Origin of the sequence: Nocardia sp. CA-119907 (assembly GCF_050955995.1) — a bacterium.
Lineage (GTDB): Bacteria > Actinomycetota > Actinomycetes > Mycobacteriales > Mycobacteriaceae > Nocardia.
This window is the reverse complement of sequence record NZ_CP192091.1, coordinates 6,804,623-6,816,306: the sequence shown is the minus strand read 5'-3', so window position 1 is coordinate 6,816,306 and position 11,684 is coordinate 6,804,623. Positions and strand designations below refer to the sequence as shown.

Here is an 11,684-nt window from a genome sequence, read left to right as displayed (position 1 = left end):
CCCTTTATTTCATTGTGTGATCGGTGGAGTTCAGTCGGTCGTGGGCGCCGGAAGTCCGGCGGCCACATCATTGATGGCCTGCCGCAGCAGTGTGGTGATCAGCACCGGCGGATTCGCGTGGACATAGGTTTCGGTCGTGGCCTGATAGACGGCGCCGAGCACCCCGGCGACCAGGCGCGGGTACATGTCCCGCACCGGATCGGTGCCGGTACGTTCGGCGATCGCTTCGACCCAGTCGTCGAATACGCCCTTGGACAACGCGACTCGCGTCTCCGGGGCGTCCAGCAACTCGCGGATCACCGCGAGTTGTTCCGGCCGCGGCGGTGCGAGTCCGGCGCCATCGGCCTCCAGCGGTTCGACGATGGCCGCGCGGATCGAGGTCCACAGCGGTTCATCGGCGGGCCGCCCGCGGAGTATCGCGAGGCTGCGCCTGACCCGCTCGACCTGCCGGTAGACCAGCGCCTCGTGCTTGCCGGTGAAGTAGTTGTTGAAAGTCCGCACGGATACGCCTGCGCGGGCGGCGATGTCGTCTCTGGTGATATTCCCGAGGCCGCGGGCGAACGCCAGCTCCAGCGCGGCATCGCTCAACGCCAGGCGCGTATCGCGTTTCTTACGTTCACGAAGACCGAGCTGTTCGTCCGACATGACACAAGCCTAGGCGGAATTGTGCCCGACGGGCAATGTTTCCCGTCGGGCAATTTTTTTGAGGGGTTGGGGATCAGTGGACCGGACCGGTGTACTTCTCGCCCGGCCCCTTGCCGGGCTCGTCGGGATGTGCCGAGGCCTCACGGAAGGCGAGTTGCAGCGACTTCAGACCGTCACGGTAGGGACCGGCGTGCGGCCCGAAGTATTCGATCGACGAGGTGACCAGTCCGGCGAGTGCGGTGATCAGGCGACGCGCCTCGTCCAGATCGCGGCGTGGACTGTTGTCCGGATCCTCGTCGGCGAGCCCGAGCTTCTCCGCCGCCGCGCTCATCAACATCATCGCGGCGCGGCTGATGATCTCGACCGCCGGGATATCGGCCAGCTCGCGGACGTCGGTCGCGTCGGATACTGCCTCGTCACTCATGTGCACGAGGATGGCATCGTGGTGGGCGGGCGCGCTCGGCGGGGCGGGGCGATTCGGCGATAGCGAGCGGGAATGTTAGACTTTCCGCTGACGACCGCCCCGGGCTTGCTCGGGGCTGATAAGTGGAGCCCGACTCCCACCGTTGCCGGCGAGCGATCGTACAGGTTAAACGGTCCGGTCATCCGCCCTTCCGAGGGCGGTTTTCTTGTGCGGAGGGTCCTCGTTGGGGATCGTCACGGACAAGGTCGACGCGAGCATGCTCGTGGTCGAAGGCCGGTCGACTCGGGCCCCGAGGCGGAATACCGCACCGGGGCTTTTGTGTTGAAAAGGGGTTGCCGTTATTGCGTGCGGTCGTCGGACGACACCGCTTGACCTAGGAGGCCCCATCAGCACTGAGACCCGCATCAACGATCGCATCCGCGTTCCCGAGGTCCGACTCATCGGACCGGGTGGTGAACAGGTTGGGATCGTGCGTGTTGAAGATGCACTACGCGTCGCCCTCGAGGCGGACCTCGACCTTGTCGAGGTTGCGCCGGATGCCCGTCCACCGGTCTGCAAGATCATGGACTACGGCAAGTTCAAGTACGAGACGGCGCAGAAGGCGCGCGAGTCTCGCAAGAACCAGGTGCAGACCGTGATCAAGGAGCAGAAGCTCCGTCCCAAGATCGACGACCACGACTACGAGACCAAGAAGCGCAACGTCGTTCGCTTCCTCGAGGCGGGCTCCAAGGTCAAGGTGACGATCATGTTCCGCGGTCGTGAGCAGTCGCGCCCCGAGTTGGGCTTCCGACTGCTGCAGCGTCTGGCCTCCGACGTCGCCGAGTTGGGTTTCGTCGAGACCTCCGCCAAGCAGGACGGTCGCAATATGACCATGGTCCTCGCGCCCCACAAGGGTGCGAAGACGCGGGTGAAGGCGCAGGAGGATTCGCGGGCACCGCGTCCCGCCGCCACCGAGGCTCCGGCCGCTCCCGCACCGGCTGCGGACGCGCCGGCAGCCGAGCAGGCCGCGTCGGCCGACCCGCAGTAATACCGATCAGAAACCGGTGGTCCGCGAGGACCACCGGTACGAGACAGATAGAGGAATCCATGCCGAAGATGAAGAGCCACAGCGGCGCCTCGAAGCGATTCAAGGTTTCGGGCCGTGGCAAGCTGCTGCGTCAGCAGGCGAACCGTCGCCACCTGCTCGAGCACAAGTCCACTCGCCGGACTCGTCGTCTGGACGGCACGGAGTCCGTCGCGTCTGTTGACGTCCCTCGCGTCAAGCGCCTGCTCGGTCTCTGAGACCGCAAGCGACCGTCGATAGGTCGCTCGAAAGGTAAGCATCCGCGCGACCGGGACTCCGGACGCCGACCACCGACCAATTACGGGGCGCTACGCATGCGTCCCCTAGATCTAAAAGGACTGACCCATGGCACGCGTCAAAAGGGCCGTCAACGCTCAGAAGAAGCGTCGTTCCGTTCTCGAGGCCTCCAAGGGCTACCGTGGCCAGCGCTCGCGGCTGTACCGCAAGGCCAAGGAACAGCAGCTGCACTCGCTCACCTACGCCTACCGGGACCGCCGGGCGCGCAAGGGTGACTTCCGCAAGCTGTGGATCGCTCGCATCAATGCCGCGGCGCGCATCAACGACATCACCTACAACCGCTTCATCCAGGGCCTGAAGGCCGCCGGTGTCGAGGTGGACCGCAAGATCCTCGCCGAGCTCGCCGTCTCCGACGCCGAGGCGTTCGCCGGTCTGGTCGCCGTCGCCAAGGCCGCTCTCCCGCAGGACGTCAACGCCCCGGCTGCCTGATTCGCCGCTGCGTGACGACACAGCATTCGGAACGACCCGTGGACGCGCTCTCCGAGCACAATCCGCGGGTCGTTTCCGCTGTCAAGCTCCAGCGCGCCGCGCAGCGCCGCAAGACCGGACGGTTTTTGGCCGAGGGTTCGAATTCCGTTGCGGCGGCATTGGAAACCGGTCGGGTGCGCGAGCTGTTCTATTCGATGCACGCCGCAACGCGGGAGCATCAGCTGATCGCCGGCGCCGCCGCCGCAGGCGTGCGCACCACGCTGGTGAGCGAGCGTGCCGCCGAACATCTCGGGGAAACTGTCACAGCGCCAGGGCTTGTCGCGGTGTGCGACCACATCGACGTTCCGTTGGCGGACGTACTGGACGATGCGCCGACGCTGCTCGCCGTCCCGGTGGAGATCGCCGAACCCGGCAATGCGGGCACTCTCATTCGAGTCGCCGACGCAGTCGGCGCGAATGGCGTTGTGCTGGCGGGGGATACGGTCGATCCACACAATGGCAAATGCGTCCGTGCCAGTGCGGGCAGTCTGTTCCACGTTCCGATCGCGCGCCACCGCGATATCGGTGAGGTACTCGATGCCGTTTCGGCAGCGGGTATTACGGTGCTCGCCACAGCCGCCAAGGGTGAGGTCGATCTGGACGATGCCGACGAACTGCTGGCCGGTCCGGTGGCCTGGCTGTTCGGCAATGAGGCGCATGGCTTGGATCCGTCGGTCGCCACCCGGGCCGACCATCGGATACGTATTCCGATCCACGGCCGTGCCGAGAGTCTCAACCTCGCCGCCGCCGCCGCTATCTGCCTGTACGCGAGCGCGCGGGTCCAGCATACGAAATAGGCCGGGCGCGAACCCACAGCGGAACACCCGGGCCGGGTGAGCCCGACTCAGCGCGCCCGTACATTCCCGCCGCCCGGCATCCGCTGCTCCATCGCCTTGGCGTCGATCATGTGATATGGCACCATGCGGAACTTCTTGCCGTCCTCCGTCAGCCACTCGTGCTCGGTGCGCAGCGGATCGAACTCGACGCGCGAGCCACCTGGTTGCCAGGCATTCCGTTTCCAGCTCCCGCCTGTCAAGTGAACTCCGTGCGCGCGGTCTCCCGCGCACGGCTTACCCACGCCGTTCACCACCGGCATTCGGCATCGGTCGAAAAGGGCTGTCGGACAACCGATCAGGGGTTGGGCGTGGCCAATGCCTCGGCGAGTGATAGACCTGTGCGTTCGGCGAGCATCCGCCGCTCACGAACCTCGCGGGAGGTACGGGGCCGGTAGCCGGGACCGGTGCCGCAGCAGCCGCCGTAGTAGTTCAGCCCGGAATCGAGGACTGTCGCGAGCGCTCGCCAACCTGCGTTGTCGACTTTCCTGGGGACCGCGAGATCCGGTCCGGCGTCGATGAATTCGCCATGACATTGCGGACACTGTCCCGGGCCGTGTCCGATCGTGTGCTTGTGAGAAACCCGGCAGCGCAGGCACACCAGATGCGTCCGACTCGGGTAGATGCACATGCGGGCAGCCTACGTTCGCGGCTTGTTCGGGTCGAGCCATTTCAGCTCGGGCGCAACCGTGACCGTGGTGACAACCGGTGTCAGCGTGGAGGTTCGGGTGCAGTGGTGAGTGCGTTGATCCACAGGTCGGTGGCAGTTTGAAGGCACTGGTCGATGGTGCGGCCCGACGGCGGGTCGAGCACTGTGTGGTGGAGTTGGGCACCCTGCTTGATCCCGCCTGTGGCAGCGGAACCCTGCTTGTCGAAGCAGAGGAACTCGATGAGCTAGCTGAGGCGGCTTCGGATGCGCCTGCCCGGGGGCCGAACTCAAAGGGTAATTTCGAGCGCGAAGTTGACGCCGGTAAAGCAATCGGTAGCGTGTCGGAGCAGTTAGGCGGACACGCAACTACTCGATACAAGATCATTACCGACCGCTTCGGTGGCATTATTACGATGTATCCGATCCCATAGTTAGCAGGAGTTGAAATGGGAATTGACATAATTCTTCAAAATCAAATCCATGAACGGATCGAGCTGGTTTACGGGGACGCCTGGGGAACATTCGCCAAGCTTGTCGATCGTGCCCCGGTCGGCTCGATGTTGTGGCAAATTCACGAGCACGCTGACACGATGTACAATATGGCCCAGCTCGCTCTGTTTCTGGATGAACTCGCGGACCTGTCGCCGAATAATGACGAAGAGCGGGAGCTACTCTCGGCCTTGCGCGACGCTGCTCAGATTGCTATCCGCAGGCATGGTTATCTCTGGTTCAGTGGGGACTGAAGTCGTGAACGTTTCCGCCATTGCTGCAGCCGGTCCTGCGCGCATCGCGCGGCGGCGAATTTGTGCATCCGGGGACCCGGCATAATGGCCGGCGTGGTTGCCCAGCCGTAACGCTGTTTGCGTTGGTGATCCGCGTGGCCGACGCGGCGTACCCGTCGGTCGACGCTTCGAAGCATTTGGGCATTCGCCACTATCACCGTTGTTGTGGCCGCAGCGGCGGTACTCCTTGTGCTGCGGAGAACACCGCGGTCTCTGTGCACGGCGACGGGTATATCGACGTCACCGACCGATAGTTCTCCGGCACCGCTACGGTAGATACTGACGACAAATGGTGATTGCCTTCGTCTTTGTCGCCGTCAATGCACCAGATCTGGGTCAGGGTTCTGGGCGGCTGTGTGCAGTTGTCCGAGTTCGTCGGAGGTCAGACGCAGGGCTGAGGCGGCTCTGCCGGTTGCGGAGAAAGTGACTCCTTCGCTTTCGAGTAGCTGGCGCGGGTTCTCGGGGATGTCGCCGGGCCCATATGAAATCATGCCGTGTGCGTCGAGGACGCGGTGAGCATTGGGCGCTGGGTGGGACCGCAGCCGGGTGCCGACGCGGTGGGCTGCGGTGCCGAGCAGGTTGCCGAGGTCGCCGTAGGTTGTCCAACGGCCGGCGGGTAACACCGACAGCAATTGGTGCATGGCGGCCCAGGTCGGGTTGTCGGGAAAGGCTGATTCGTCTGCTGGTCCGGGCCAGAATTCTATGATCCGCTCAGCCAATGCCAGGCCTCGCTTCTCGATTTGGCTCGGACCCCACGATTCGTGCGCGGCGATGTCTTGGTTCATGCGAATGCTGCTGGCACGCAGGGTCTCACGCTTGCGGGCGAAGTCGTGGTTGCTCAGGGATTCGTTGTAACCAGTCAGGGTGAGGTTGCCGAGTGTGTGGAGGTACCGCTCATGCAGGACATCGACCTCATCCGCTCCGTATTCGGCGCTCAGCTCAGCGCGCCACTGTGCCGAAAGGCTTTGCGGCATTACATGTTCGATCGACAGGGATTCCGGTTGGACGGTTTCTCTCGAGAGGAACAAGTCCTCGATCCAAGTCATCAGAATCTTGCGATGTGCATTGCGGCCATTCAGGTACAGCGGCACGGTCACGATCGCCTCGGTCAGTTGCTTATCGGTCGCGTAATGCTTGCGACCAGCCGAGAAGTGGACACGCAGCGCGGTGTCCACCGGCAGCGCGGCGTCGAGTTGCTGCGCGGTTTCCGCGAACAGGCGATTCAAACCCTGAGATACGCGACCAACAAGGAACCGCCGCACCAGCAACGATTCGATGTACAGCAGTGCCCGCGCTACCTGCTCGCTCGAGGCTTCGCCGCGGTCGCGTAGCAGCAGCAGATGGAGAACCAAGGGTGCAGGTGTGGTGGAGTCCCACTCGGCGAGTCGGGTAAGCCGCACGCGAACCTCGGGGTGGGGCTCGGCTTCTGGCTCGATCATCAGCCGATACAGGCGGCCGAGCCGGGCGATCCGTTCGATCTCGGCGACGATTTGTTCTTCCGAGGTCAGCTTCTCGAGTCTGATCTGCTGCGCGGCGAAAGTCTGGCCCTGCTTGACATTGGGACGCTTGTGCAGCATGTCGAGCCAGAACAGTGTCTCGATGCGTTCGTTGTCCAACGAGGCCTGCAACGGCAACCAGTGGGTGCGGTAGATCTCTTCACTGCGATGTGGCAGCCGCATGAACAGGTAGTTGCGCAGGAGGTCACCCTGAGTGAGTTTCAACCCAGTGTTGTTGAGGGATTGGAAGATTCGGTGGACATTATCGCCGGGGTGCGCACTGATCGACACCACGGACAGTCCCGAGACCACGGCTTGGACGACCTGCGAAAGCCCAAAGGGCATGTCGTCGGCCGCCGTGAGTTCGGCAAGGCGACTGCTGAAGAAGCGGTACGCGCTGCCGACATTGCCGTTGTCGTCGGTAGCGCTGCCATCGATGATGGCTGTGTAGGCGGGTCGGTCCACCTGTGTCGGAAGCAGTTTCAGGCGATCCGGGTCGTCGTGATACTGATTTGTCAGCAGCTGGTTGTGAATGCGGTCGGTGTCGCGGCTCGCGGAGCCGTCGACTGCGCGCAGGTAGTCGCGGATCGCCGCGAGCAGCAGAGTCAAGGTTGTCAGTCGCTGCTGACCATCGACGACGAGAAAGCGGGTGACCGCGCCTGCCACGCCGGCCGGCGTCGGGGCCAACACCACAGACCCGATGAAGTGGGTCGCCTGCGGCTCCTCTGTGCGATCTTCGGCGAGCTGGATTACGTCGTTCCAGAGCTCCTGTAGCTGCTCGTCACCCCATCCGTATGGCCGCTGATACAGCGGGACAAGGTACTGCGAGCTCCCCTCGAGGATCCGCTGCAGACTGGTTTCCTGCGCCGCGACCACTTACTTCCCCTTCGTTGTGATTCACCGACCGCCGATGAGGTGCCCGGTTACTCGAAAACGACGCCCTGCTCGTCTGCTGCCGCATCGATAGGGCGCGCCACGCTCGTCAGTAGCGCATTCGATTCCAATGCCCGTCTTGTTACCGGCATAGGCGCCCCCGTTCCAGTATTCGAACGTCGAGGGCCTGGGCCCGGCGGGCGACAGACCCGTTGCCGGACAACGCGTAAGCCTCGACCCATTCCGCGTGCGGTTCCTCGACAATGCGGCTCTCCATCCACAGACTGTCCCGCGATAATCGCGGAGTTGCCGTTGATGCTCAGTTCCACCCGCTGGTCTCGGCGCTGGGCGGACCATTCTTGGATGAGGGCGATGAGCACCCGCGCGGCGGCCTCCACACTTGTTGTCGCCACTACCGGCCGCAGCTAGGGTCGCCCAGAGCACCAGGTCGTGATCGACGGCTCCCTTATGTCCGTGGTCCGCTGTGGCGGTGCTCGTTTCGAATGCCGCGTTGACCATCTCAGCGCCGTCGAGCTGGTGACGCAGCTCGCGGGTCATCCGCTCCATCCGCGCGGTGTCGCCGCTGGGCAGAACCCGGATACGCCATCGAACCTCGTTCAGGTCCACGCCGCCCCCTTGCATATCGTGATGCCAACCCCTCGAATTGTCCGGCCCCATCACTTCGAACGTGAGACCAGGATTTTCTACGATCGATGACAATAGCCGCGATATCGTGAAAAGTGTTGAAAAGGAACCGATTTGGTGTGTCGATCCGACTCGGACGCCGCCGGGCAGGGCACGTCGGTGGTGTACTGGCGTACCCGATCGAACTGGTTGGATCGGCATACGCAAACGGCTACAGCGGGCTCGGCGGATAGGGAAGCGGCGGGAATGCTCCGCGCCCTACCTACGGCAACCCGCGAGCTTGCGGTGGCCCCCATGCTGCTACGTCGGGCCGTGTACAAACGGGCACGGTATCGGTCGCCCCGCAGGCAGCCTCCTCGTGTAGGACGTAATGCGATGGACTGCAGAGGTTTACTGCTGGTAGTGTCGCATGCCGTTGATCATCAATGGGGGGAACGAGCACTACAACGGGCAAAACTGGTCCGCACCGACACCCCAACATCCCTACCCCAACTTTCCTGGCAATCAAGGTGGTTGGCCGCCGCCGGGATTTGCGCCGCAGCCAGGTATGCCGCCGTACCCCGGAACGCCCAGGTCGTCGAATCCCACTGGCTGGATCGTCGTTGGTGTGGTGGTGGCGCTTGTCGTGGCTGCTGTCCTGGCGTTGGTCGTTCATCCGCAGTAAGGGCGGGGGTGAGTCGGAGCTCGCCAAGATGAAGGACGCGTTTCCTGGTCTGGTGCAACCGGTCGGAACGGGTCTATCCGGTACCGGCTACGACGGGCGCAAGTGCTACCACGAAACCGCGGGCAGCACGTTGATTGCGCCCCATAACGACTCGCTGAATCTCGGTCCGTGGACCGACGCATGGGATTGCTGGGGCTTCACTGATAAACCCACGTATGTGGTGTTGGCTTATCCGGCGCAGTCGGATGTGCGCCGGGTCGTCGACTCGCTCCCGAGCAACGAACAGAGCTTCGGCGGCGGCTACAACGGCTATCGGTGGCAGACGCCCGAGTCGGCAACGCCGGTCCGGTACTGGAAGGTTGAGGCGTTCCCGTCCGGTGCGCGTTCCCGGTACCTGATCATTGCGCCGGACGAATATTGGCGGAACTCGAAGCAGGGTAGGGATATTCACGTTTTCGACCGCTGGTGCGTCGCCATGCCGCTGTAGTTGTCCGCCGATGCGGGTCAGGGCGAACGGTGTATAAAGGCTTCACCTGCAACTATTTATGCGCCAGCTTTCTGGCTACGTGCGAGCTCTCTGGCTACATGTGAGTTTGGCGGCGGAGCGCGTTCAACGTGCGGGATGGATTGCGTGGCAGCGTCAGTCGCCGTTGACGCGGAGGTCTTCGAGGAGGTCTTCGGCCCAGCAGACTTGGACCGAATCCGGTCCGGTGACACCCATGGCGGTCATCACCGTCAGCAGCATGCCGGTGCCGAGGAAGCGGCGCATCTCTTCGATCGATGCGTCGGTGAGCTCGCGGATCACGCGGTAGATGCCGCCGAAGCGTTCGCGGACGGCGGGGCCGATGGCCGGATCGGAGGAGGCGGCGAAGGACTGCAGCAGGACCAGGAGTAGTTCGCGTTCGTTGAGGAACGTGTTGTAGCCCTTGCCCAGTGCGCGCATCTTCTCCTCCGCTGTCGAGTCGGGTGTGATGCCCTCGGCGGCAGCCGCGCGGAAGACGTCCTCGATGCGGTCGCAGACTCGGTGCGATGCGGCCAGGAACAGCTGCTGTTTGGTGCCGAAGAGGCGGATGACATAGGGCTGCGAGACGCCGGCGCGCCGCGCGATCTCATCGGTTTTTGTTGCGGCGTAACCGGATTCGGCAAAGGCGGCGATTGCCGCGCGCAGTACTTCCTCGCTGCGTTCGGTGGCGGTCATTCGGGTACGGGCTGCACTCGCCATCGGGCTCCACTTCGTCGGTCGGCCGCTTGCGCTTGACATGTTATCAGTCGATGCATACTCTCCGATTCTGTTAGTTATCAGTCGATTACAACAAAGGCTGGAACATGTCTCTCGAAACCTCCGCGCCACCGGTTCTGGTCGAACAGCGCATGGGTGGACGCCGATTCGCCGCGGTACTCGCCGCCGTCGGCCTGCCGATGTTCATGGTCACGCTGGACAACCTGGTGGTGACCAATGCGCTGCCGGTGATCCGCACCGAACTCGGCGCATCGCTGGCCGACCTGCAGTGGTTCGTCAACGCCTACACGCTGTCGTTCGCATCGCTGCTGCTCACGGCCACCTCCATCGGCGACAGGCTCGGCCGCCGCCGGGTCTTCCTGTTCGGTATCGCGCTGTTCACCCTGGCCTCGGCCGCCTGCGCGCTGGCCACCGAACCGTGGATGCTGATCACCGCCAGGGCGGTGCAGGGATTCGGCGCCGCTGCGGTGATGCCGCTATCGCTGACCCTGCTGTCATCGGCCGTGCCCGAGCGGATGCGCAGCGCCGCTATCGGCATCTGGGGTGGCATCTCCGGACTCGGCGTCGCACTCGGCCCGCTGATCGGCGGCGCGGTGGTCGAGGGGCTGAGCTGGCAGTGGATCTTCTGGATCAATGTGCCGATCGGCCTGCTGGTACTGCCGTTCGCGGCGCGGGTGCTGACCGAATCGCACGGCCGGGCCAAGCGGCTGGATCCGCTCGGGCTGGTGCTGTCCGCGGGCGGTGTGCTGGCCGTAGTGTGGGGCGTGATCCACGGTGCCGATGACGGCTGGACCTCGACCGGTGTGCTGTCCACACTGATCGGCGGAGCGGCATTGCTCGGCCTGCTGATCGTCTGGGAGCTGCGCACGACCGACCCGATGCTGCCGCTGCGGCTGTTCCGTTCCCGCGCCTTCCGGGTGAGCAATACGACCGGCTTCACCTTCTCGGTCGGCGTCTTCGGCTCGATCTTCCTACTGGCGCAGTACTTTCAGGTCGTCCAGGGCTACGGGCCACTGCAGTCCGGTATCCGCACCATGCCGTGGACGATGGCGCCGATGGTGGTCGCTCCGCTCGCCGGTCTGGTCGTGGACCGCGTCGGCGCGCGGACGCTGCTGACGGCAGGTCAGGCGCTGCTGGCCGTGGCGCTGGGCTGGATGGCGGCCATCACCTCGGTCGATGCGAGCTACGGCGCCTTCGTCGGGCCGTTCCTGCTCGGCGGCATCGGCATGGGCCTGACATTCGCGCCCAGCTCCACGGTCGTGATGGCCAGCGCGAGCCCGGAGGACCGAGCCATGGCCTCGGGCACCAACAGCACCATTCGCGAGGTGGGCGTCGCCATGGGTGTCGCGATCCTGGCATCGGTCTTCGCCTCCCACGGCTCCTACACCAACCCGCAGACCTTCGTCGACGGCCTGATCCCGGCCATATGGGTCGGCGCGGCGATCGTCGCGGCAGGCGCAGTGCTCTCCCGTCTCCTGCCCAGCCGCATCGAATCCGCACAGTGATCCGCTGATCGAGACCGCGCACCCGCCCCAGGCCGATCGCCTCGGGCGGGCGCATTTGCGTGTGGCCGTCCCCTGCGGTGTGGACGTCGCGTTGCCTTGC

14 protein-coding genes are annotated in these 11,684 nt (G+C 64.3%); 8 read left to right on the top strand and 6 right to left on the bottom strand.

Annotated elements, in window-relative coordinates; genetic code table 11:
- Positions 1-30: 30 nt before the first annotated feature.
- A complete protein-coding gene (locus ACQP2D_RS30390) occupies positions 31-645 on the bottom strand; it encodes a TetR/AcrR family transcriptional regulator (RefSeq protein ID WP_433679353.1) in 615 nt (204 codons plus the stop codon).
- 73 nt (positions 646-718) lie between these two features.
- Positions 719-1,069 carry a DUF1844 domain-containing protein gene (locus tag ACQP2D_RS30385; RefSeq protein ID WP_433679352.1) on the bottom strand — a complete coding sequence of 117 codons (351 nt, stop codon included), beginning with the start codon at positions 1,067-1,069 and terminating at the stop codon, positions 719-721.
- A 340-nt stretch (positions 1,070-1,409) separates the two neighbouring features.
- On the opposite strand from ACQP2D_RS30385, the gene infC reads away from it, so the two are divergent.
- From infC to ACQP2D_RS30365, 4 genes are all read left to right on the top strand, one after another.
- On the top strand, positions 1,410-2,096 hold the full coding sequence (gene infC / locus ACQP2D_RS30380; RefSeq protein WP_354960394.1) for a translation initiation factor IF-3: 687 nt from the start codon (positions 1,410-1,412) through the stop codon (positions 2,094-2,096).
- A gap of 59 nt (positions 2,097-2,155) precedes the next feature.
- Entirely contained in the window at positions 2,156-2,350 is a 195-nt protein-coding gene (rpmI, locus tag ACQP2D_RS30375) for a 50S ribosomal protein L35 (protein WP_328411703.1), read from the top strand.
- 127 nt (positions 2,351-2,477) lie between these two features.
- On the top strand, positions 2,478-2,858 hold the full coding sequence (gene rplT / locus ACQP2D_RS30370) for a 50S ribosomal protein L20 (protein ID WP_354960377.1): 381 nt from the start codon (positions 2,478-2,480) through the stop codon (positions 2,856-2,858).
- 38 nt (positions 2,859-2,896) lie between these two features.
- Positions 2,897-3,694, top strand: coding sequence for a TrmH family RNA methyltransferase (locus tag ACQP2D_RS30365; RefSeq protein WP_433679351.1), 798 nt, complete (start codon positions 2,897-2,899; stop codon positions 3,692-3,694).
- A gap of 47 nt (positions 3,695-3,741) precedes the next feature.
- Here the strand turns inward: ACQP2D_RS30365 and ACQP2D_RS30360 are convergent, their stop codons facing one another.
- Both ACQP2D_RS30360 and ACQP2D_RS30355 read right to left on the bottom strand, forming a co-directional pair.
- A complete protein-coding gene (locus ACQP2D_RS30360) occupies positions 3,742-3,933 on the bottom strand; it encodes a hypothetical protein (RefSeq protein ID WP_433679350.1) in 192 nt (63 codons plus the stop codon).
- A gap of 95 nt (positions 3,934-4,028) precedes the next feature.
- Positions 4,029-4,361 carry a hypothetical protein gene (locus tag ACQP2D_RS30355; protein ID WP_433679349.1) on the bottom strand — a complete coding sequence of 111 codons (333 nt, stop codon included), beginning with the start codon at positions 4,359-4,361 and terminating at the stop codon, positions 4,029-4,031.
- A 137-nt stretch (positions 4,362-4,498) separates the two neighbouring features.
- On the opposite strand from ACQP2D_RS30355, the gene ACQP2D_RS30350 reads away from it, so the two are divergent.
- Both ACQP2D_RS30350 and ACQP2D_RS30345 read left to right on the top strand, forming a co-directional pair.
- Positions 4,499-4,810 (top strand): hypothetical protein, encoded by a 312-nt coding sequence (locus tag ACQP2D_RS30350; protein WP_433679348.1) that lies wholly within the window; start codon positions 4,499-4,501, stop codon positions 4,808-4,810.
- A gap of 15 nt (positions 4,811-4,825) precedes the next feature.
- Complete coding sequence (locus tag ACQP2D_RS30345) at positions 4,826-5,122, top strand: hypothetical protein (protein WP_433679347.1); 297 nt, start codon at positions 4,826-4,828, stop codon at positions 5,120-5,122.
- 356 nt (positions 5,123-5,478) lie between these two features.
- Here ACQP2D_RS30345 and ACQP2D_RS30340 read toward each other — a convergent pair whose 3' ends face one another.
- Positions 5,479-7,533: a GmrSD restriction endonuclease domain-containing protein gene (locus ACQP2D_RS30340; RefSeq protein ID WP_433679346.1), complete on the bottom strand. Its 2,055-nt coding sequence runs from the start codon at positions 7,531-7,533 to the stop codon at positions 5,479-5,481.
- Between the two features lie 1,262 nt (positions 7,534-8,795).
- Between ACQP2D_RS30340 and ACQP2D_RS30335 the strand changes: the two genes are divergently transcribed.
- Positions 8,796-9,326 (top strand): hypothetical protein, encoded by a 531-nt coding sequence (locus tag ACQP2D_RS30335; protein WP_433679345.1) that lies wholly within the window; start codon positions 8,796-8,798, stop codon positions 9,324-9,326.
- Between the two features lie 153 nt (positions 9,327-9,479).
- On the opposite strand, the gene ACQP2D_RS30330 is transcribed toward ACQP2D_RS30335, so the two are convergent.
- Positions 9,480-10,037 (bottom strand): TetR/AcrR family transcriptional regulator, encoded by a 558-nt coding sequence (locus ACQP2D_RS30330; RefSeq protein ID WP_433679344.1) that lies wholly within the window; start codon positions 10,035-10,037, stop codon positions 9,480-9,482.
- A gap of 128 nt (positions 10,038-10,165) precedes the next feature.
- On the opposite strand from ACQP2D_RS30330, the gene ACQP2D_RS30325 reads away from it, so the two are divergent.
- Positions 10,166-11,584 carry an MFS transporter gene (locus ACQP2D_RS30325; RefSeq protein WP_433679343.1) on the top strand — a complete coding sequence of 473 codons (1,419 nt, stop codon included), beginning with the start codon at positions 10,166-10,168 and terminating at the stop codon, positions 11,582-11,584.
- The last annotated feature ends 100 nt before the right edge of the window (positions 11,585-11,684 follow it).

What these genes read in the sequence shown, in the direction of transcription:
- ACQP2D_RS30330 (WP_433679344.1), bottom strand. Translation starts at nt 10,037, where the DNA reads ATGACCGCCACCGAACGCAGCGAGGAAGTACTGCGCGCGGCAATCGCC.
- rplT (WP_354960377.1), top strand. Translation starts at nt 2,478, where the DNA reads ATGGCACGCGTCAAAAGGGCCGTCAACGCTCAGAAGAAGCGTCGTTCC.
- ACQP2D_RS30355 (WP_433679349.1), bottom strand. Translation starts at nt 4,361, where the DNA reads ATGTGCATCTACCCGAGTCGGACGCATCTGGTGTGCCTGCGCTGCCGG.
- ACQP2D_RS30325 (WP_433679343.1), top strand. Translation starts at nt 10,166, where the DNA reads ATGTCTCTCGAAACCTCCGCGCCACCGGTTCTGGTCGAACAGCGCATG.
- ACQP2D_RS30345 (WP_433679347.1), top strand. Translation starts at nt 4,826, where the DNA reads ATGGGAATTGACATAATTCTTCAAAATCAAATCCATGAACGGATCGAG.
- ACQP2D_RS30390 (WP_433679353.1), bottom strand. Translation starts at nt 645, where the DNA reads ATGTCGGACGAACAGCTCGGTCTTCGTGAACGTAAGAAACGCGATACG.
- ACQP2D_RS30385 (WP_433679352.1), bottom strand. Translation starts at nt 1,069, where the DNA reads ATGAGTGACGAGGCAGTATCCGACGCGACCGACGTCCGCGAGCTGGCC.
- rpmI (WP_328411703.1), top strand. Translation starts at nt 2,156, where the DNA reads ATGCCGAAGATGAAGAGCCACAGCGGCGCCTCGAAGCGATTCAAGGTT.